The sequence below is a fragment of the Gymnodinialimonas sp. 202GB13-11 genome (assembly GCF_040932485.1).
Classification (GTDB): Bacteria; Pseudomonadota; Alphaproteobacteria; order Rhodobacterales; family Rhodobacteraceae; genus Gymnodinialimonas; species Gymnodinialimonas hymeniacidonis.
Genome location: NZ_JBFRBH010000001.1, coordinates 1225738 through 1247422, shown reverse-complemented (window position 1 = coordinate 1247422; position 21685 = coordinate 1225738). Strand labels below are relative to the sequence as shown.

Genomic DNA, 21685 nt, shown 5'->3' with positions numbered 1-21685 from the left:
GACGTGTTCACCCCTATCGGGTCAACGGCTTTTTGAGGGATTTTTCGGGATATTTTTCTTGCAATCTGCTTGGCGATCAAACCGGTCCAGTAGAGGTGGTGATTCCTGTATACCGCGATGCACACCCTACATATGGATGTTTTTCTTTATTCAGGCCTAGATAGCGTATTTACCTGAGGTCATGCCTCAACAACTGCTCAGGGCTCGCACCCTCAAATCAGGCCGAGGCAGAAAGAATCTGCCCCCCACAATATGTAGTCATTCGGCCACAATTCGAGGGCTGAACACTACATAAGGCGCCCCTGAGGGCAGCGGATACAACATTTAGGAAAGTGGTCGGGGCGGCGAGATTCGAACTCACGACCCCCTGTACCCAAAACAGGTGCGCTACCAGACTGCGCCACGCCCCGACCGTGGGCGCGTCATATCGGTCCTTTGGGCCATTGCGCAAGCCCTATCAAAGCGCAAATAACATCACTCGTCGCACGGCCATACTGCTTGGGTCTGATCTATTGCGGGATGCCGCAATTGCGTGCCTGCGGAAATACCGAAATCGGCAGTCACGCCGCCATTCACTTCAAGAACATATTGAATGTCATTGCTCCCGCCCGGAATGCCCGTGCGGTCAAGCGGGATCGCGTTTTCGTGGACGTGCCGGACCACCCCGTCCGGACCCACAAAGATCATATCAAGGGGGATCAGTGTGTTTTCCATCCAGAAGCTCACGCGCTGCGGACGCTCGTAGACAAAAAGCATCCCGCTCAGACGCGGCATCTCTTCTACATGCATAAGACCTTGCGCGCGTTCCGCCGGAGTGTCCGCAAGGGCAACCCGGAACCGGACTGATCCCCAATCGCCCCGCAACTCGACACGATCCTCACGGCACGCGGCAGCTGCGCCGGCAGCATTCACACAAATCAGAAGAAGCGCCAGACAAGGGGCCAAAAAAATCTTCGTCATTTACCACTGCCCCTTTCGGGCGCTGCAGGCACAGCCCGCATCCGCAGCAGTCTGACCTTATGCTTGATCCCAGGTGCGGATTTCCGCAGCCATCTTTCCTCGCGGCCCGTCAACGATTTTCACCGCCACCGCTTCACCGGGCTGGAGTTCCGAAAACCCGAACCGGCGCAAAACCTCGACATGGACAAACACGTCTTCCGGCTGGCCGAACGCGTTGGCGAACCCAAAACCCTTGGACTTGTCAAACCACTTCACACGCGCTGCGACAAGGGGCACGTCGGTCACATCGGGGAGATCAGCGTGTGTGCTGTCTGCCGGTGCTTCACTCTCCGGCAACGCCTCGATCGAGATGACCTCGGTCGCTTGCAGCCCTCTACCGGTTTCCTGCGTCAGCAATTTGACCCGTGCGCCCTCCGACACGGAGCCTCGCCCGAAGTTCCGCAACACATTCGCATGTAGCAAAATATCCGGGCCGCCGCCATCGGCCAGCACGAATCCAAAACCCTTAGCGGCATCAAACCACTTCACCTGTCCGGCAACCGCGTCGTCCAAGGTCACATCAGGGCCCGTATGCATAATATGCTCCACTTCCACCACGTAGTGATGGTGAAGCACCCACAGCCAGACACAAGGTCAAATACTCTATTCTTAACAGTATCTTACATTTTCATGATACATGAAATTGCAAAAAAGACACACCCTTAGTTAGGTGACGTTTGGGTCAATTACGGGTTCAGGCGAACCACCTCCCAAGGCGCGCCTTGGCCAGTGCGCGTCCACCGGAACCGGTCGTGCAAACGAAACGCTCCATCCGCCCAAAACTCGATCTCTAACGGCGTGATCCGGATGCCGCCCCAAAACGGAGGGCGCGCCGGGTTGGGCCCGTGCAGCGCCGTCACACGCGCCACTTCGGCCATAAGCGTTGCCCGACTATCCAGCGGTTGCGATTGTTGCGACGCCCAAGCGCCCAACCGACTTTTGAGAGACCTTGAGGCGTAATACGCATCCGCCTGCGGCCCCTCTTCACGAGACGTCACGCCGCGCACCCGAATTTGGCGCCGCAACGATTTCCAGTGCAACACGAAAGCCGCCTTCCCTGCCCCCTCAATCTCTTGCGCCTTGGCCGAGCCGTAGTTCGTGTAGAACACAAACGCGCCATTCCCGTCGCCGTGCGCCTCAATCTCTTTCAGCAGTACCATGCGCGCATTCGGCAGCCCATCGGCATCCACTGTCGAAAGGGCAATTGCGTTTGGATCGTTCGGCTCACTTACCTCGGCCTCAGTCAACCACGCCTGCGCCAAGGCGAACGGGTCGTCGCCTGCAAAGATACCGTCTCGCGTCGTCATTCCGAATGCCTCCGTTCCCAATCGCTCCATCAGCTAGCGGTCAGCATATGTTGCGACAAGGGTCGCCCACCTTGAAGCCCTGCGGCCAATCGCCTACGAGAGTTTCAGATCGTGACGGATGGGGACACAATATGGGCATGATGGACGGCAAACGTGGGCTGATCATGGGCCTCGCCAATGACAAATCCATCGCATGGGGGATCGCCAAGGCCCTCGCGTCGGAGGGGGCGGAACTTGCCTTTTCCTACCAGGGTGAGGCGCTGCTGAAGCGTGTTGGCCCGCTAGCGGAACAATTGGGCTCATCTCTGGTCGTGCCCTGTGATGTAGGCGACGCAGATTCACTCGATGCGCTGTTCGAAACCCTCAAGGACGAATGGGGCAGTCTTGATTTCGTGGTCCACGCCATTGGCTTCTCGGACAAAAACGAACTGCGCGGCAGGTATGTCGAGACCTCGTCAGCCAATTTCCAGATGACAATGGACATCTCGGTCTATTCGTTCACCGCCGTGTGCCAGCGCGCCGAAAAGATGATGCCCAACGGTGGCTCGCTTCTGACGCTGACATATTCGGGCGCGGAACGCGTCATGCCGCACTACAATGTCATGGGCGTGGCCAAAGCAGCGCTTGAGGCGTCGGTCATGTACCTGGCCGAGGATCTGGGCCGCGACAATATCCGCGTCAACGCAATCAGCGCAGGCACGATCAAGACGCTCGCAGCCTCTGGCATCGGTGATTTCCGCTACATCCTGAAATGGAACGAAAACAACGCCCCCCTGCGCCGCACGGTCACTCAGGACGAAGTCGGCAAATCGGCTCTCTACCTGCTCAGCGATCTGGGGTCCGGCGTTACCGGCGAAACCCACCACGTCGATGCGGGCTACAACATCATCGGCATGAAGAACCCCGAAGCGCCTGACATGACGCTGGAGAAAAAGGGCGAATGACCATCGAATGGGTGCATGTGCTGGCCTTCAACGCGACGTTGCTGGCCGCCATTGCGTCCCCCGGTCCATCGCTTCCGTTCCTGACCCGCACCGCCATGGCCGAAGGTTGCACCGCCGGTCTGGCCGCAGCTGTTGGTTTGGGCATCATGGCTTCGCTCTGGACCCTGGCCGCGCTTTTGGGCCTTGATGCTCTCTTTTCCCTGTTTCCTTGGGCTTACACAGCGGTGAAGATGGGCGGCGCGGCCTACCTGATCTGGATCGCCTTTCAGACATGGCGCAATGCCCGCGCGCCGCTTGGGACCGCCCCGCAGGTCAGCAAGGGCCGGGCGTTTCGGCAAGGGATGCTCGTCAATCTCGCCAATCCGAAATCCGTTCTCTTTTCGGCTGCTGTGATCGTGGTGATCTTTCCCGAAGGTTTAACCACAGCCGATAAAGCTCTGATTTACCTTAACCATCTGGGCGTTGAACTAGTCGTGCAGCCACTTTTGGCCGTTGCCCTCTCGACGGCGATCGTCCGCACGCGCTATCTCAGCGCCAAATCCATCTTTGACCGCATCGCAGCCGGCGTTCTCGTCGCCTTGGGCCTGCGCCTGCTCTTCGAACGAGGCACGCCATGACCACACAACTCCCCCACGAAAAAGGGTTCCACGTCAGCTGGGACCAGATGCACCGTGACGCCCGTGCGCTGGCTTGGCGGCTGGACGGACGTGGCCCCGACGATGGCGCGTGGAAGGCCGTGGTTGCCATCACACGCGGTGGGATGGCACCCGCTATGATCGTCAGTCGCGAGTTGGACATCCGCACGGTCGATACGATCTCGGTGAAGTCGTACCATGCGGGTGGCGGCAAGGCGGATCAGCAGCGCGAGGCGGAGGTTCTGAAATCCCCCGATGCCGAGTTGATGGGCGACGGCGAAGGTATTCTAATCGTTGATGATCTGGTGGACAGCGGCAAAACGCTGGAACTTGTCCGCTCCCTCTACCCCAAGGCCCACTTCGCCACGGTCTACGCGAAACCGAAGGGTGAGCCGATGGTGGACACATTCATCACCGGCGTTAGTCAGGACACCTGGATCTTTTTCCCTTGGGACATGGCCCTGCAATATGTGGAGCCCTATCGCGGCAAGGATTAAAGCGGTCAAAACGTGGTTGAAACAGAGAAAGCAAAACCTCTTTCTGGCGTAATTTCAATCGTTTAACCCACCTGCTGACACGTGAGCAGAGGCCGTCACAACCGCCGCACCTTCAGCTTGGTCAGCCGGTTTTGCTCCCGTTCAGCCACCTCGAACCGGAAGCCGTGGAACGCAAAGCATTGCCCCGGCAACGGGATCGTCTGCGCCTCATGGATCACAAGGCCGGCGACCGTGTTCGCCTCCTCATCCGGCAGCGTCCAGTCCGCCGCACGGTTGAGGTCGCGGATCGTCATGGCACCATCAATCGTGTAGTTCCCCGCGCTGTCAGCCTCCAGCACTGGCGCATCTTCCACGTCGAACTCGTCGGTGATCTCACCCACGATCTCTTCCAGAATATCCTCCAGCGTGATCAACCCACCAAGGGCGCCATATTCATCTACCACCAACGCAAAGTGCGTGTGGCGGCGCAGGAACTGGCGCATCTGGTCATCAAGCGTCGTGGTTTCGGGCACGAAATAGGGCTTCATCGCCACGTCCGAGATGTCGAACGCCGCAAGCCCTTTCGCATCTTCTCCCCGCGTCAGTCGGTCAATTGCGCGCAGCAGGTCCTTGGCGTGCACGACGCCCACGATGTTCTCCTGATCATCCTTGAAGACCGGAAGGCGGGTATGGGGCGAGCGGAGGCATTGCGTCAGGATCTCTTCCGGCGCAGCATCAGCGTCGATCATCTCGATCCCTGAGCGGTGGAGCATGATTTCCTCCACTGTCCGCTCGTGCAGGTCGAGCGCACCGAGCAACCGGTCGCGCTGCTCTTTCTCGACGGAACCTTCCTCATGGCCAATCGAGAGCGCGCCCATGATCTCTTCCTTGACCGACAACATGTTGTCGCCCGCCTCTATCCGCGTGCCGAACAGACGCAGCACGCCCCGCACGATAAAGCGCACGACTGCCACGACAGGAGCCATGACTGCGATGATCAACCCGATGGGCCGCGCAACACGCGCCGCCGACATCTCAGGGCTGTTGATAGCAAAGGTCTTAGGAAGCACCTCCGCAAAGATCAGGACGAGCGCTGTCATCACCAGCGTTGCAATCGCCACGCCGCCTTCGCCCAAGATCGCCGTGAATAAAGCCGTGGCCAAAGCTGTCGCCAAGATGTTGACGAGGTTGTTGCCAAGAAGAATTCCGCCAATCAGGCGTTCATTGTCTTCCTTCAACTCCAACGCCCGGGCTGCCCCGCGGGTCGGTCCCGTATCCTTGCTGGCGATCGACCGCAGCTTCCCGCGCGAGGCAGCCGTCAAAGCCGTCTCAGAGCCCGAGAAGAAGCCCGAACAGACAAGCAAAAACACAATCACCGCCGCGATGATCCAATTCGTGGGATCGGCCAACGCCGACGGTTCCGGGAGGGGCAATTCGTTTTCCATGGGCGGGTTATGGGGGCGCGGACGGTCCCATTCAAGGGACGCCCCTGCAAAACAGGCCAACTGCGAGGATAGCCCAAGGCAGGACGAGGGGTTAGGGCGCCCTACCCGCCCCGCGCCAAGGGGTGCTTTTCAAGCACCAAGGCTTTCAGCCTTTCGTCCAAGATATGCGTGTAAATCTCAGTCGTCGCGATATCTGCATGGCCCAGAAGCGTCTGGATCGCGCGCAGGTCCGCCCCGTTCTGCAACAGATGCGTCGCAAAGGCATGGCGCAGGGTGTGCGGTGTGACCTTGGCCGGGTCCAGACCGGCCTCCAGCGCCAATTCCTTGATCAGCGTGAAAAAGCGCACCCGTGTCAGATGCCCGGCTTTGCCGCGTGACGGGAAAGCGAAAGCACTGGGTTTCGCACCGGTCTCCACACGCGCTCTGTCGTCTTCGGCGTCCCTATGAGCCAACCACGCCGCAGCCGCCTCACGTGCCGGCGGGCTCAGAGGCACCATCCGTTCCTTGCCCCCCTTACCCATGACCAACAGCATTTGCGGATCGCCGCGCAGGGCAGAAATCGGCAGAGACACCAGTTCCGTCACCCGCAGGCCTGTGGCGTAGAGGATTTGCATCAAACAGTGGTTGCGCAGCCGGTCGCCCTCAGTCCGTCCGTGCCGTTCGGCGACGTACAGAAGCGCGTCGACCTCGCCAACATCCAGCGTACCCGGCAGCTTGCGCGCGCGCGCCGGGCCGGTGATCTGCAAGGTAGGATTGTCCGCGCGCCAGCCTTCCTCATGTGCGAACCGGAAGAGTTGTTTCAGCGACGACAAGCGCCGCGCACGCGTGGCAGGCGCCAGGCCCTCCGCCTCAAGACTGGCAATATAGCCTTCCAGCTTGTCGCGATCCGCACCGGCAAATCCGCCGCGCTTTGAAAGCCAGCCCATCGCGTCCGTCAGATCGCGCCCATATCCCAGCAAGGTGTTCTGCGCCGCCCCTTGTTCGGCTGCTGCCGCATCCAGATAAAGGGCGATCCAATCCGCGTCCGTGGCCGGGCCTGCCATCCGTTAGCCCTGCAATAGATGCAGCTGCAACGCGGTACGCCGCGCCACATCTTCTAGACCCACAGACCGAAACAGCACCAATGCATCGGTCACATCGTTCGGGTCGCTGTCCTGCGCACCCTGCCCCAAAACCAAAGCCGCTCGCAGCAAGGCTTCACCGAGTTGGTTGTTCTCAAGAAACAGGCTGTAGCGATGCGGCGGCAGATCAGGCGCGAACGCTGCGGCGATGGCCCGATCCAGCGGGTCACGCGCGTTTTCCGGCGGTAGGCCGCGGGCAATCGCAAAGGCAAAGCGCTCCGTCTCATCCTGTGGGACCGATGATTGCGCCACCTGCTCGTAGAGGGGCGATAAAAGGCCCACCCGCCGCGCAAGAATGCCAGCCTCATCCACCAACGGAGTGCGCAGCAACCGCTCGCCGTAAATGTCCGCAAATGCGACTTCCAGGCCCGCTTCCTGCATCGCAGCCCAGGCTGGGGCCAAGCGCCGCGATGTTTCAACCGGATCACCGGCCAAAAGCGCGGCATCAAGCGCTTGCAGCGCCTCGACCCGATCCCATACGGCACCGGACGCGGACGGCGCTTGGGAAGTGTAGATCGCTAACCATTCCTGCGGCGCGATCGCACCGGACCGCGTCAGCCGTTCCGCCGCATCCAACTGCGCCCGCCAGCCCGCCAGCGGCGAAAGATCAGCGTAAAGGAATGCGAGCGGCAGGCCGGTCATGTCCGGGCGTTGCGCAATCGCCATACGCATCTGGAACTCCAACGGCGTCAGCGTAGCATCCGGCGGCAATGGCGGTTCATCCTCGAACAATTCCGGGTCCAGGAAACGGGCAATTAGATCCCCTTCCTCTTCCGTAATCTCGCCAAGTGCCTCACCCGTGCCGAGCGACAGTGCCGCAGCTGACCAATCCCCACCCCGCGCCATGCAGAAAATGCGCGCGGGAAAGGTTGGCGCAATGTCCGGGTTCGCATTCATCGCGGCGCAGGCACGGTCTGAATGATCCGTCAGGAGGGAGACATCAAACCATCGCCGGAAGAGCCCCTCTTGCGTCGGTCCAGCCCGCTCCATAAGCGCCTGCGCCGGATCAAGTGCGCCTCGGTCCAATAACAGATCGAGCCGCGCGAGGAACAGTTCAGACCCCTCTGCGGGTGCCCCGAAAGGCGGGTCCAGTTCGGCGAGCGCCAGGACCTCGGTGAAATTCTGCATCGCTGGTAGGCCTTGCACCGGTTGTGCGCGCATCAGGCGGGCCAGCGTCTCCGTCTCTGACGTGCCCCAAAGGCCGCGCGGCAAGCCGGTGATGGAGGCTGGCAAAAGACCAACGGAGTCCAGCTGCATCGCATCCAGCGGCAGAACCGTAATCTGCGGCACGGACGCGTCGGTGGCGACATTCGCATGGGGGCGCGTGATGGCGTCCGACAGCCAGTCCGGCGTGCCCAATTCCGGCAAGCCAGTCAGATCGATCTCAGCCTCTTGTGCTGCAAGCGGCTGTGCCATTGCGACCAGCAAGACAAAGGTCGGTACGTTAGTCCACATCCAAAACCACCGGCTGCGTCACGGTCTGAACATCGGGCCGAAGGAACCCGGAATAGGCATATCCAACCAATCCCAGGAACCCGAGAATAGCCAATACAATCAATACAATAAGGATACGCCCCATGACCGCGCCCTGACCCCTCTGCGTGCCTGCTCCCTCGCGCCCCCGCGCAAAGACAGCAGCGTTTGCCGCCGCCGTATTTTCCATATAAGCCATGGACGGCGAGATTTCGCCACTTACGGAGGCAATTTTTTCGGTCATGGGCGAAAGCGTGCCACATGGGGAACGGCGGTTGACCCGCTCGGTCGTGCTGGTGGGCATGATGGGCGCAGGAAAGACCGCTATAGGCCGCGCATTGGCAGCTGAGTTGGGCGTTGACATGCGCGATTCGGACGCCGAGATCGTCGCCTCCGCACAGCTGACGATTTCCGAGATTTTCGACAAATATGGCGAGGCCTTCTTTCGCGAAAAGGAAGGTCAGGTCATCGCCCGGCTACTTGAAGGCCCGCCTTGCATCTTGTCCACCGGCGGCGGTGCCTGGTTGTCCGAGGCCAATCGCACCATGCTTAGGGAACAGGCTTGCGTGGTCTGGCTTGAGGCCGACCTTGACCTGCTCTGGTCTCGGGTGAAGCACAAAACGCATCGCCCACTTCTGCGCACCTCCGACCCCAAGGCGACGCTAACCGCCCTTTTGGAAGACCGTACACCGGCCTACGCGACAGCGCCCAACCGGGTAAGTGTCGAAGCCCATTGGTCGATCGATCAAACCGCTGCCGCCGTCATGGACGTCCTGCGCGCCACTGGAACCGTCACAACCAAAGCCCTTACTCAATGACCGATATCGTTCATGTGCCCCTCGGCGACCGCGCCTACGACGTCCGGATCGGCCCTGCGCTGATCCGCGATGCGGGTGCACAGGTTGCGCCCCTTCTCGATCGCCCAAAGGCGTGGATCGTAACGGAGCGCACTGTAGCAAGCCACCATCTTGGCGCCCTGACCGACGCGCTTAACAGCCACGGCATCACGTCCGAGGCCCTTATCTTGGAGCCGGGCGAAAGCACCAAGAATTGGGAAAACCTTGCGAAAACGGTGGATTGGCTTCTGTCAGAGAAAGTCGAACGCCGCGACATCGTGATCGCATTCGGCGGCGGCGTCATCGGGGATCTGGTCGGCTTTGCCGCCGCCATCCACCGTCGTGGCATCCGGTTCGTACAGATCCCGACCTCGTTGCTCGCGCAAGTCGACAGTTCTGTCGGCGGCAAGACGGGCATCAACGCGACACACGGCAAAAACCTCATCGGTGCGTTTCACCAGCCGGCTTTGGTACTCGCCGACATCAATGCACTCGACACGCTAACACCACGCGATTTTCTGGCCGGTTATGGCGAGGTGGCCAAATACGGCCTCCTTGGCGACGCCGACTTCTTCGAATGGCTGGAACAAAACGGCCCTTCCCTGTCTGAAAACGCGACCCTTCGGCAGGAAGCCATCCGGCGTTCTGTTCAGATGAAAGCCAACATCGTGGTCCGTGACGAGACGGAGCAAGGCGACCGCGCGCTTTTGAACCTCGGTCACACATTCTGCCATGCCTTAGAGGCTGCGACCGGCTATTCCGACCGGCTGCTGCATGGCGAGGGCGTTGCCATCGGTTGCGCGCTCGCGTTCGAACTCTCCTCCCGTCTTGGCCTGTGTTCTCAAGAAGACCCAAGCCGTGTCCGTGCACATCTGGCCGCGATGGGCATGAAGCGTGATCTGTCTGATATCGCAGGGGATTTGCCGGATGCAGATGGCCTTTTGGCGCTCATGGCGCAGGACAAGAAGGTGATCGCGGGCCAACTTCGCTTCATCCTCGCCCGTGGCATCGGTAAGGCTTTTGTCACGGCAGACGTGCCGCAGAACGCTGTCCGCGTCCTTCTGACGGAGCAACTTGCAGGCCGGTAGCCCCGTGGCAGGCCCTGCCCCACCTGGCTCCCAAAGCTTGCCCGCCAGCGGCATTGCAACGGATACGGCACGCGAGACGCGCGCATGTCGCATTCCGGCTTGCCCATAGCCCTTGAACCAAATCAGATGCGCGAAACATCTTATTGGGGAGAGCTCCATGAAATCCCATACCCGTGTGTGCATCATTGGCGGTGGCGTCGTCGGCTGCTCCGTTGCCTACCACCTGACCAAACTGGGTTGGTCGGACGTGACTCTCTTGGAACGGTCCGAGCTGACAAGCGGCTCCACATGGCACGCAGCCGGCGGGTTTCACACGCTCAACGGCGACACCAACATGGCCGCTTTACAGGGCTACACAATCCGTCTCTACAAGGAGCTCGAAGAGCTGACTGGTATGTCCTGCGGCCTACACCATGTGGGCGGCGTGACGTTGGCTGACACCCCCGAAAGGCTCGACATGCTCAAGGCCGAACGCGCCAAGCATCGCTTCATGGGATTGGAGACAGAAATCGTCGGCCCGGACGAGATAAAGGCGCTTGCGCCCATCACCAACACCGACGGCGTGCTCGGCGCGCTTTATGACCCGCTCGACGGGCATCTCGACCCCTCCGGCACTACACATGCATATGCCAAGGCCGCGCGGATGGGTGGGGCGGAAATTCATATTCATACCAAGGTGTTGGAAACCAACCCTCGTGTGGATGGAACGTGGGAGATTGTGACCGACAAGGGCACTCTTATAGCAGAACATGTGGTTAACGCCGCAGGCCTTTGGGCGCGGGAAGTTGCGGCCATGGCGGGCTGCTATTTGCCACTTCATCCTATGGAGCATCAGTACCTCGTGACTGAGGAAACGCCTGAGATTTACGAACGCGACACTGAGCATCCTCACGTCATGGACCCGGCTGGAGAAAGCTATCTTAGGCAAGAAGGGCGCGGCCTTTGCATCGGCTTTTATGAGAAGACCTGTAGGCCTTGGGCCGTCGATGGCACGCCGTGGGATTTCGGGCACGAATTGCTCCCAGATGATTTTGACAAAATCACCGACTCGATCGCGTTTGCCTTCCAACGCTTCCCGGTTCTGGAGCGCGCTGGCATCAAATCGGTGATCCACGGGCCGTTCACATTTGCCCCCGATGGCAACCCATTGGTCGGTCCGGTTCCGGGCTTGCGCAACTACTGGTCCGCCTGTGGGGTGATGGCCGGGTTCAGCCAAGGCGGCGGCGTGGGCCTGAGCCTTGCACAATGGATGATCGAGGGTGAGGCCGAACGTGACGTGATGGCCATGGACGTGGCCCGTTTCGGGCGGATCATCACGCCGGGCTACACACTGCCGAAAGTCATTGAAAATTATCGGACAAGGTTTTCAGTGGTTTACCCGAATGAAGAGCTGCCCGCCGCGCGGCCTTTCCGCACCACACCGATGTATGATGTCTTCGACCAAATGGGCGCGGTCTGGGGCCAGCAATACGGGCTCGAGGTGCCGAATTACTTCGCTGAAGGAGACGAGCCGCGCTATGAGACCCCGTCTTTCCGGCGGTCCAATGCCTTCGACGCAACAGCGCGCGAAGTGGCGGCTGTGCGCGGCGCTGTGGGGATCAACGAGGTTCAGAACTTTGGTAAGTACAATGTGCGTGGCCCGGGCGCGCGCGCATGGCTGGACCGGATCATGGCGGGCCGTATTCCGCAGCCGGGGCGGCTGTCGCTGAGCCCGATGCTGTCGCCGCGCGGCAAGATTATTGGCGACTTTACAATCACTTGCCTGAACGAGGCGCATTTCCTGCTGACCGGATCCTTTGGCGCGCAGGACTATCACATGCGCTGGTTTGAGGTGCATCTGGACGAGGATGTGACGCTTGAAAATGTCTCTGACCGCCGTACAGGGTTTCAGATCGCCGGGCCAAAAGCGCGCGACGTCTTGCAAGCGGTCTCGCGGGAGGAGGTCAGTGACATGGCCTTCATGGACGTGCGCCAGTTAACCATCGGATATTCCACGGCAATCGTGCAGCGCGTCAGCTACACCGGCGATCTTGGTTATGAAATCTACGTGGACGCGATGGAGCAACGGGCGCTTTGGGATGTGCTTTGGAATGCCGGCGCGCCGATGGGCATGAAGCCGTTCGGGATGCGGGCGATGATGTCGCTCAGGCTCGACAAGTTCTTCGGGTCGTGGATGCGGGAATTCTCTCCTGATTATACGCCTGCCGAGACGGGGCTAGATCGCTTCATCTCATTGAAAAAGAACGTAGATTTCATCGGACGCTCGGCGGCGGAAGCCGAACGCACCAACCCGCCGGACCGCGTTCTAGCTGCCTTCGAAGTCGATGCCGACGATGCAGATGTCGTAGCCTATGAGCCGATCGGGATTGACGGCGCCGTCGAAGGGTTCTGCACCTCCGGCGGCTACTCACATCATGCGCAGAAAAGTATCGCGTTGGGATTTGTGCCACGAAATAAGGCCGTTAAGGGATTGGAGGTTGAGATCGAAATCCTCGGCCAGATGCGCCCTGCCCGCCTGATCACCGAGCCACTGTTCGACGCCGACGGCACGCGGATGCGCGGATGACCGCCCCGCTGATACTTCTGCTCGCTGCTGGGGCGTCCAGCCGGATGAAAGGCCGCGACAAACTGCTTGAGCATGTGAACGGCACGGCGCTTTTGCGTTTGATGTCAGAGCGTTGCGTGAAATGCGGCGAGACGCGCGTGGTGTTGGGACTGGGTCAGGATGCTCGACGGGACGCCATCGAAGACCTGCGAGTCGACATCGTGGAAGCAACGGAGACAGACGGGATGGCGGCGTCGATCCGGGTAGGCGTCGACGGCATCAAGAACCGCCCTGTGATGATCGTTCTGGCCGATATGCCAGACATCACGGCATCGGATTTGCATCTGTTATCAGGCCTTTATGCGCAAAATCTCAGCCCGATCCTGCAAGCGGCCAGCAAGGACGGGCAACCGGGCCAGCCAGTGATCTTCGCACCGAAATTCCTTAAGCACCTTGCGAAACTGCAAGGGGATCAAGGCGCTAAGTCGATCCTGAAGACCAATGCAAAAGATGTGGCCCTGATCCCATTGGCTGACGAACGGGCCCTCACCGACCTCGACACACCCGAAGACTGGGCTGCATGGCGGGCAAGGAATCCGTCTACCTGAACGAGTCCACAAACGCTCGCTTTACCCAAAAGGAAAACGGGCAGCCCCTTCCCCCAGAAAGAGACCACCCGTCATTGGTGTTTGCTGCAGAATCCGGGGGACCGCGTGTGGTGCGAGATACACGCGGCCCCTAGGCACACTCAGAGTTGCAGAAGCTTCGCCTCGTGAGCCTTAAGCGAGCGGCGCGCGGCCGCGTAGTCGGTCAATCCACCTTCGGTCGCCAGTTCGGGGAACAGCGCGAAGATCTCTTCGCGGCTGGCCTCGCCCATGGAACCGAGTGTTTGGTCGCCGGGCTGGAAGCTTTCCGTCCAGGCGCCATCCGACAGAACCACTTCGTGGCGGTCGAACATGAAGTGGATGTAGGTCGTGCGCATCGTATCCATGATGCCGATGCCCTGACGGCCGACCAGGTGCTTGGCCGCAACCAGAACTTCGCTTTCTTCGAAGTAAAGCTGCGGTGTCTCACCCGTGATCAGCACGCGGTGCTGTGGGCTGACCAGCATGTCACGTTCAGGCAGGTTGTGCCCCAGCGACCCGGCCTTGATGAAGATCGGCTTCATGTTCAGGTGATCGGCCAGCTCTTCACGGTTGAGCGTGCGCTTACCGGTCCAACGGATCTCCTGGATACCGTTGTCGCGGGTGATCACCTTGTCGCCTTCGCGCAGACTTTCGACCGGAACCTCACCACGTGGCGTGGCGATCATGGCACCCGGCGTGAAGCACGGGATGACATTCTCGATCTCCTTGAACGTCAGGCGGCCCGATTCCTCGGTCTGCGTGTCGTCCGTGTAGAAGATCACGGTGCCGCTCTCACCAGGCTGACCGCCCGGATCGATGCTGTCGTCGAAGACCACCTTGAGCGAGCCGGAACCGGTGAGGTCGAGGGTATCCTCATCCCCATCGCCCGGATCTTCGCCGCCGACAATCTCGTCGCCGATGCCTTCCTGATAGTCGCCAGTGCCATTCGGATCGGTAAACGTGCCCACGTTGAACACATCGTCGCCGAACCCACCATCAAGGCTGTCTGCCCCTTGGCCGCCCACGATCACATCGTTGCCGTCACCACCGAAGATGGTGTCGTCGTCGATGCCGCCATCCAGCGTATCGTCGCCTTCGCCACCGTCGATCAGGTCATTGTCGTCTTCGCCGCGGACCACGTCGTCGCCAGCACCGGCGTTGATCGTGTCATCGCCGTTGTCGAGGATCGGATCGCCAGTGAAGCCGTCATTGGGCTCATCGATGAAGTTGGCCGCCGGGCTGCCAACGCCGCCGTCGATGGTGTCATCGCCGTCGCCGCTGTCGATATTGTCGGAGCCTTCACCGCCGATGATGCTGTCATTGCCGTCACCCGTGGTGATGGTGTCGTCATCGGTGCCACCGTCGATGACATTGTCGCCGTCGCCTGCGTCGATCACATCGGCATCGTCACCCGAATTGATGGTGTCGTCGCCGTCACCCGTGGTGATGGTGTCCTTATTGTCGTCTGGATCAGCGTCCGGAGGTGTGATGATGAACGGCCCGGTGCCACCAGCAGTCGGGATCGGCACACCGCGGTCGGGGTCGAACGAGCCCGGATTGTCCGAGTTGATCTCATTATCACCTTCAAGGTCAGTGATGCTGTCATTGCCGGTGGAGCCGGTGATGGTGTCATCGCCTTCGCCGCCGTCGATCACATCGTCGCCGGAACCGCCGGTCAGGCTGTCATCGCCATCGCCGCCGTCGAGCGTGTCGTCGCCTGCGCCGCCGGTGACGCTGTCATCGCCGTCGCCGCCCGAGACGACATCGTCGCCTTCGTTGCCGCGCACGGTGTCATCGTCGTCACCGCCGTCGATGGTGTCGTCGCCTTCACCGCCAAGGATGGAGTCATTGCCTTCGTCCCCGTCGATGCTGTCGTCGCCATCATCTGCGCCGCCGTCGATCACGTCGTCGCCGGTACCACCGGACACGGTATCATCGCCGAGGCCTGCGTCGATGGTGTCATCGCCGCCATTGCCTTCGATCACATCGTCGATGCCATCGTCGCCGTCGATCTGGTCGCCGCCACCATCGGTGGGGGCATTAGCGTCATCGTAGCCCGGGCCCATCAGCTCGCCGAATTCTTCGCCGTCGACGATGCCGTCGGCTTCTTTCGGAGGTAGGATCAGGTCTTCGATTTCCGCGAAGGTGACTTCGACCCATTCGTCTTCGCCGTTCTTCACTTCCACCGAACCGGAGGTGGAGTCGCCATCGGGATCGACGGTTTCAACCAGGTTCCGGTAGGAGACGAAGTCGCTCAGGTCGAGCGTGTCGGTGTCGATGCCTGAGGTGCCACCGTCAACTACGATGTCCGTGTCATTGTCGCCGTTTTCGTCCACTTCATCCTGATCGATAACAATGCTGTCCGCGTCGGCACCACCAAGGATGCTATCGCCGGCGCCGCCGTTGATCGTATCCGATCCGGCATTGCCTTCCAGCGTGTCCGATCCACGGCCACCCGTGATGCTGTCATTGTTGTTGTTGCCCTGAATGAAGTCCTGGCCATGGCCACCCTCGATGACGTCGTCGCCTTGACCACCTAGGATGGAGTCGTTGTCCACGCCGCCGTCGATAGTGTCGTTGCCGGTGCCACCGGTGATGGTGTCGTCATCGTCCTGACCGAAGATGAGGTCGTTGCCGGCACCGCCGTCGATGCTGTCATTGTTGTTGTCGGTCAACGGATCCGGGCCAAACGGTGCGCCGAAGCCATCGTCAGCTAGATTGACGCCATCGGGCGCCGGGGTTTCCAGACCACCGAAGATGGTGTCGTCATCCTGACCACCCAGAAGCGTGTCAGCGCCTTCGCCACCGATCAAGAGGTCTTCGCCCTGCCCGCCGGTTACGCTGTCATTGTCGATGCCCGCATCGACGGTGTCATCGCCGGTGCCTGCGTCGATGACGTCGGCATCGTCGCCGGTCGAGACAACATCGTCGCCCTCACCCGCAAAGACGGTGTCTTTGTCGTTGTCGGGATCCGCATCAGGGTCCACAGCCGGGATCGGGCCATAGCCGGGCCAGCCGCTGTCGAGCAGATTTTCTGAGCTGGAGGTGTCTATCGTGTCGTTACCACCACCGCCAATGACGCTGTCATTGCCGTCGCCGCCGGTGATGTCGTCATCATCCGCGCCGCCGTCGAGGACATCGTCGCCCACGCCGCCGTCGATGGTATCGTCACCGCCGCCACCGTTGATGGTGTCGTCGCCTTCGTCACCGGACAGATCATCGCCATCGGGGCTTGCGCCGCCGTCGATGCTATCGTCGCCGGTGCCACCCGACACGGTGTCGGAGCCCTGGCCCGCGTTGATCGTATCGTCGCCGCCATTGCCCTCGATGACATCATCGTCGCCATCGTCGCCGTCGATCTGGTCTCCGCCGCCATCGGTGGGCAGGTTGTCGTCGTTGTAGCCAGGGCCCATGAGTTCGCCGAACTCTTCGCCGTCGACCACGCCATCGGCGGGGGTCGGGTCAGCGCCGACTTCGATGGTGTGAACCGCCGAGTCCGTGCCGCCATTGCCGTCGGAGATGGTGTAGGAGACGGTTGCCGTGCCCTCGAACCCATCGGCAGGTGTGAAGGTGTAGACGCCTTCGGTGCCGGTGGGCGCAAGCGTGCCCTGATCGGCAGGCACGGTGGCTTCTGTCACGGTGAGCGTATCGCCATCCACGTCGCTGTCATTGGCGAACAGGTTGATCTCAACCGCAGTCTCGAAGTCCGTCACGTCGCCATCATCCACGGCGTCCGGCGCGTCATTCACCGGGTTCACCGTGACTGTGATCTGGCCTGGCGTTTGGTTCCCATCGGGATCTTCAGCCACGTAGTCGATCGTGGTCTCGCCGTTGAAGTTCTCGTCAGGCGTGAAGGTGATCGTGCCATCGGGGTTGATCTCGACCGTGCCGTCTGGGCTGGTTGGGGTATCCGCGAAGACCAGCGGCTGACCATCGGGATCGCTGTCATTGGCCAGCGGGTCAATGATGACCGGCGTATCTTCGTCGGTTGTCGCGGTGTCATCCACGGTCACCGGCGCGTCGTCCACCGGGTTCACCGTGACAACCACATCAGCCGTATCGGTGCCGCCATTGCCGTCGGCAATGGTATAAGTGATCGTCGCGTCGCCGTTGAAATCATCGGCGGGTGTGAAGACCAACTCGTCATTGACGATGTCCACCGTGCCTTCGGCAGGATCGACCACGGCGGAGATAATCGTCAGATCATCGCCATCGGCGTCGCTGTCATTGTCGAGCACGTCGATGGTGACTGGCGTATCTTCATCGGTGGTGGCTGTGTCATCCTCGGCCACGGGGCCGTCATTGACTGCGCCGACCGAAACGATGGCCTCGCCTTCATCCGTACCGCCATTGCCGTCGGAGACGGTGTAGCTGATCGTCGCCGGGCCATTGAAGTTCGGTGCGGGCGTGAAGGTGACAGTTCCGTCGCCATTGTCGACAACAGAACCTTCCGCCGGATCAACCGAGACGGATGCCAGTTCCAGCGTGTCGCCATCAACGTCAGTGTCATTGCCAAGCAGATCGACGACAACGGCCACATCTTCATCGGTGGTTTCGATGTCATCGACAGCAACCGGATCATCGTTGACCGGAGTCACGGTCACATCGACGGTGGCGGTGTCGGTGCCGCCGTTATTGTCGGTGACGGTGTAGGTGATCTCGGCCGGGCCGTTGTAGTTTTCGGCCGGGGTGAACACGAGTTCGTTGTTTACGACCTCTACAGTGCCCTGATCGGCGGGCACGGTCGCGCCCACGATCTCAAGCGCATCACCATCGGGATCGCTGTCATTGCCCAGCACATCAATGGTGACAGGCGTGTCTTCATCGGTGGTCGCAGTGTCATCTTCGGCAACCGGGCCGTCATTGACCGCGCCAACCGAGACAACCGCCTGGCCATCATCGGTGCCGCCATTGCCGTCGGAGACGGTGTAGTCGATCACAACGGGCCCGTTGTAATCAGGTGCCGGGGTGAAGGTGACAGTGCCGTCGCCATTGTCGACCACGGTGCCAAGCGCCGGGTCAACCGAGACGGAAGCCAACTCAAGCGTGTCGCCGTCCACATCAGTGTCATTGCCCAGCAGATCGACGATGACGCTTTCGTCTTCCATCGTCGATGCCGTGTCATCCACTGCGACCGGATCATCGTTGACGGGCGTGACATCAACCACGACTTCCGCCGTGTCCGTGCCGCCGTTGCCGTCTTCGATCGAATAGCTGATCGTCGCCGGGCCATTGAAGTTCTCGGCTGGGGTGAACAGAAGTTCACCGCCCACAATCTCGACTGTGCCTTGATCCGCCGGAACCGACGCGCCGGTGATGGTCAACGTATCGCCATCCACATCTGTGTCATTGTCCAGCACGTCGATGGTAACGGGGGTGTCTTCGGGCGTGGTCGCGTTGTCGTTGACCGCATCAGGCGCGTCATTGACCGGCGTAACGTTGACCGTGGCTTGGCCATCATCCGTGCCGCCATTGCCGTCGGATACGGTGTAATCAATCACGACCGGGCCGTTATAGTTCTCAGCCGGAGTGAACGTGACCGTACCGTCGCCGTTGTCGACAACCGTGCCAAGGGCGGGATCAACTGAAACGGAGTCCAGCTCAAGCGTGTCGCCATCAACATCGGTGTCGTTGCCGATCAGGTCGATCACAACGGCAGTATCTTCCGGCGTCGTGGCACTGTCGTCCACCGCGACCGGATCGTCATTCACCGGAGCGACGTTGAACGTAACGGTGGCCGTATCCGTGCCACCATTGCCATCGTCGATGGTGTAAGTGACGCTGTCGGTGCCGTTGAAGTTTTCGTCCGGCGTGTAAGTGAAGGTGCCGTCGCCATTGTCGGTCAGCGTGCCGTTTGCCGGGTCGCTGATATCGGTGATGGTCAGCGCATCGCCGTTCGGGTCGCTGTCATTGGCCAGCGGGTTGAACGTGGCTGACGTGTCTTCATCCAGATCGACGGTATCATCCATCGCATCGGGGTCGTCGTTGAACCGCTCACCCAGGATCGTCTCGATCTCAGTGAAGGTCAGCGTGTCACCGGTGGGGGTGCCATCGGCATTGACGAACTGGATGGTGCCGGACGTCGAATTGCCGTCCCCGTCGGGTGTCTCGTCGATCACGCGGAACGGGCCTTCGCCGGTCAGGTCGAGCACGTCCATGTCGTTCGCGTCACCCGGCGCAGTGGAGCCTGTGCCGCCATCAACGACGTCGCCATTGTTGCCGCCAAAGATCGTGTCGGCATCATCGCCGCCCTTGATCGTGTCGGCACCATCGCCACCGGTCAGTTCATCGTTGCCGGTGCCGCCTTTCAGGCTGTCGTCGCCGCCTTCGCCGTAGATCAGGTCATCGCCTGCACCGCCGACAAGGGTGTCGTCGCCTGCGCCTTCGGACGGGTTCACACCCGGCACATCGAAGTAGACGTCGGTGACGTTGATGCCGGAATTGGCGCCGCCATCCTGCGTGTGGAAAATCTCAATCTCGGAAACCGGGCCCGGAATGGTCACAAGAACAGAGTAGTTCTCGGACGTGTCGGGCTCATAGCCGCCATTGCTGTCAGCGGTGTCGGCCAAGCCGTCACCATCGGTATCGATCAGGGTCAGCTTGTCACCACCGGCAAGCTGCACTTCGATCGGATCGCCGTTTTCGTCAAACGCCTTGATGGTAACAACGCCGTCGCCATCAATGTCGTTCACACGGAACGACACGTTCTCAACCGGGTCCGAGAAGCCAAGCGTGTACGTGTCGGAATTGCCCTGGCCGCTGGTTTCGCTGTCGAGCGAAGAGGTCGCGTCAGCCGCTGCGCCGCCGGTGTCGATGCCATCGACCAGCTGCGTATCAGACGTGATGTTGTCGCTTGCGCCACCGTTCACTTCCGAGAAGGAGACGGTCACATTCCCTGTATTCTGGCTGAAGTCAGATGCGTTGGATGGGCCAAGATCCCACTGGAATACTTCGCGGACGGAGCCGTCATCCTGCGTGCCGCTATCGCCATAAAGCGTGTCGTTGCCTGCGTCGCCAAAGCCTTTGTCGTTGCCGGAACCGCCAAGGATCAGGTCATCGCCGTCCATACCTTCCAGCACATCGGCACCTGCACCGCCGTCCAACGTGTCATCACCGCCGAGCCCGCACAGCGTGTCGTCCCCATCTTCACCAAGCAGCAGGTCATCGCCCTGATCGCCCGACGTGTCGTCGCCAAGGATGAAGTCATTGCCGGACCCGCCTTCGACCGTGTCGTCGCCTTCACCGGCGTAGACGGTATCGTCGCCCGCACCGGCGCGAATGGAATCGTCATCATTGCCAAGCTGGTTGTCACCTGCATCAACCATATCGCCTTCGGGGTCCTGATCGTAGGCGGCATCAATCAGATCGTCGCCGGAGGTGCCCTCCACGATATAGTCAGGGCCTGCGGAGGCCACGAATTCGAGGTTGTCGATTGCACCGGAGCCGTGCAGCGTCACCTCCATGCTCGCGACACCTGCGACGTCGATGTGCACCACGCATTGGCCGTTGTTGCCGGTCGGCCCTGCGTGGATCGTGTCGATGACATTGCCGTCGGCATCGAGAAGCTTGATTTCAGCGGTTTCTTCGATGTCGAGGAACGTGAGTGCCTTCACGGTGGCCGCTGTCTCAAACGCAAATACGACGGTACCACCGCCTGCATTATCGTCTGGATCACTGCTGTCGCCATCTTCCGAGATGATCAGAACGTTGCCAAGGTTGTTGGTCGCGAGATCGTGGTCACCACCCGTGGGATTGGACGTATCGAAGATCATCGCATCGCCAGATCCGCCCGAGGCGGTGATCGTGACACCGTTACTTTGGAATTGGTTGGTTACAACATCGCCGGCAGACAGATTGTTGAAGTCAATAACCGTTGTCATCTCGCACTCTCCTAATGCCGACCACATGCCGGCGTGCCCGCGGGAACGGGAAAAATCACAGTCAACTGATCGCGATGGTCAGACAGACCAAGGGCGACCGCTCACGTAATCCAACACTGGAAGGAGAGGGGCGGGTCATTCACCCGCAACAGGCAGCAATCTTGGCACCGAAAGCTCGGCACTAAGACGTGTTACGTATCCGTTTGGGTCGAACTGACCCAAGACACAACGGCTACACCCCTCCCGCACTATTCCTGTGCGATCAATCGTGTGCGGCCGCCCCCGTGGCCTATTTGCAGACATCGCCCCC

The 21685-nt window shown here is 60.6% G+C and carries 15 protein-coding genes and 1 tRNA gene; 7 read left to right on the top strand and 9 right to left on the bottom strand.

What is annotated here, in order from left to right; all coding sequences use genetic code 11:
• Nucleotides 1–333: 333 nt before the first annotated feature.
• The 4 genes from V8J81_RS06230 to pdxH all read right to left on the bottom strand — a co-directional run bounded on the left by V8J81_RS06230 (nt 334) and on the right by pdxH (nt 2306).
• Nucleotides 334–410, bottom strand: a tRNA-Pro gene (locus tag V8J81_RS06230).
• Between the two features lie 64 nt (nt 411–474).
• Nucleotides 475–960, bottom strand: a complete 486-nt coding sequence (locus tag V8J81_RS06225) for a DUF192 domain-containing protein (protein ID WP_368474883.1) — start codon at nt 958–960, stop codon at nt 475–477.
• A gap of 57 nt (nt 961–1017) precedes the next feature.
• The gene (locus V8J81_RS06220) at nt 1018–1536 is read right to left on the bottom strand and encodes a cold-shock protein (protein WP_368474882.1); all 519 of its coding nucleotides are present in this window, start codon (nt 1534–1536) and stop codon (nt 1018–1020) included.
• Nucleotides 1537–1685: 149 nt separating this feature from the next.
• A complete protein-coding gene (pdxH, locus tag V8J81_RS06215) occupies nt 1686–2306 on the bottom strand; it encodes a pyridoxamine 5'-phosphate oxidase (RefSeq protein WP_368474881.1) in 621 nt (206 codons plus the stop codon).
• A 131-nt stretch (nt 2307–2437) separates the two neighbouring features.
• Between pdxH and fabI the strand changes: the two genes are divergently transcribed.
• Genes fabI through gpt form a run of 3 tightly spaced genes read left to right on the top strand, consistent with a single transcriptional unit; the run spans nt 2438 to nt 4382 of the window.
• On the top strand, nt 2438–3250 hold the full coding sequence (gene fabI / locus V8J81_RS06210; protein ID WP_368474880.1) for an enoyl-ACP reductase FabI: 813 nt from the start codon (nt 2438–2440) through the stop codon (nt 3248–3250).
• Nucleotides 3247–3867 carry a LysE family translocator gene (locus tag V8J81_RS06205; protein ID WP_368474879.1) on the top strand — a complete coding sequence of 207 codons (621 nt, stop codon included), beginning with the start codon at nt 3247–3249 and terminating at the stop codon, nt 3865–3867. The genes fabI and V8J81_RS06205 overlap by 4 nt, the downstream gene beginning before the upstream one ends.
• Nucleotides 3864–4382 (top strand): xanthine phosphoribosyltransferase, encoded by a 519-nt coding sequence (gpt, locus tag V8J81_RS06200; protein WP_368474878.1) that lies wholly within the window; start codon nt 3864–3866, stop codon nt 4380–4382. Before V8J81_RS06205 ends, gpt begins: the two co-directional genes overlap by 4 nt.
• A 95-nt stretch (nt 4383–4477) precedes the next feature.
• On the opposite strand, the gene V8J81_RS06195 is transcribed toward gpt, so the two are convergent.
• The 4 genes from V8J81_RS06195 to V8J81_RS06180 all read right to left on the bottom strand — a co-directional run bounded on the left by V8J81_RS06195 (nt 4478) and on the right by V8J81_RS06180 (nt 8599).
• Nucleotides 4478–5806 carry an HlyC/CorC family transporter gene (locus V8J81_RS06195; protein ID WP_368474877.1) on the bottom strand — a complete coding sequence of 443 codons (1329 nt, stop codon included), beginning with the start codon at nt 5804–5806 and terminating at the stop codon, nt 4478–4480.
• Between the two features lie 101 nt (nt 5807–5907).
• Nucleotides 5908–6849 (bottom strand): tyrosine recombinase, encoded by a 942-nt coding sequence (locus tag V8J81_RS06190; protein WP_368474876.1) that lies wholly within the window; start codon nt 6847–6849, stop codon nt 5908–5910.
• A gap of 3 nt (nt 6850–6852) precedes the next feature.
• Nucleotides 6853–8343, bottom strand: coding sequence for a hypothetical protein (locus tag V8J81_RS06185; protein WP_368474875.1), 1491 nt, complete (start codon nt 8341–8343; stop codon nt 6853–6855).
• Nucleotides 8344–8371: 28 nt separating this feature from the next.
• The gene (locus V8J81_RS06180; RefSeq protein ID WP_368474874.1) at nt 8372–8599 is read right to left on the bottom strand and encodes a hypothetical protein; all 228 of its coding nucleotides are present in this window, start codon (nt 8597–8599) and stop codon (nt 8372–8374) included.
• A 43-nt stretch (nt 8600–8642) separates the two neighbouring features.
• Here V8J81_RS06180 and V8J81_RS06175 point away from each other — a divergent pair, with 43 nt between their 5' ends.
• The 4 genes from V8J81_RS06175 to V8J81_RS06160 all read left to right on the top strand — a co-directional run bounded on the left by V8J81_RS06175 (nt 8643) and on the right by V8J81_RS06160 (nt 13477).
• The gene (locus V8J81_RS06175; RefSeq protein ID WP_368477605.1) at nt 8643–9218 is read left to right on the top strand and encodes a shikimate kinase; all 576 of its coding nucleotides are present in this window, start codon (nt 8643–8645) and stop codon (nt 9216–9218) included.
• Nucleotides 9215–10324: a 3-dehydroquinate synthase gene (aroB, locus tag V8J81_RS06170; protein ID WP_368474873.1), complete on the top strand. Its 1110-nt coding sequence runs from the start codon at nt 9215–9217 to the stop codon at nt 10322–10324. Before V8J81_RS06175 ends, aroB begins: the two co-directional genes overlap by 4 nt.
• 157 nt (nt 10325–10481) lie before the next feature.
• A complete protein-coding gene (locus tag V8J81_RS06165; RefSeq protein ID WP_368474872.1) occupies nt 10482–12890 on the top strand; it encodes a GcvT family protein in 2409 nt (802 codons plus the stop codon).
• Entirely contained in the window at nt 12887–13477 is a 591-nt protein-coding gene (locus V8J81_RS06160; protein ID WP_368474871.1) for a nucleotidyltransferase family protein, read from the top strand. The genes V8J81_RS06165 and V8J81_RS06160 overlap by 4 nt, the downstream gene beginning before the upstream one ends.
• A gap of 140 nt (nt 13478–13617) precedes the next feature.
• On the opposite strand, the gene V8J81_RS06155 is transcribed toward V8J81_RS06160, so the two are convergent.
• Nucleotides 13618–21375 (bottom strand): cadherin-like domain-containing protein, encoded by a 7758-nt coding sequence (locus V8J81_RS06155; protein ID WP_368474870.1) that lies wholly within the window; start codon nt 21373–21375, stop codon nt 13618–13620.
• Between the last annotated feature and the right edge of the window lie 310 nt (nt 21376–21685).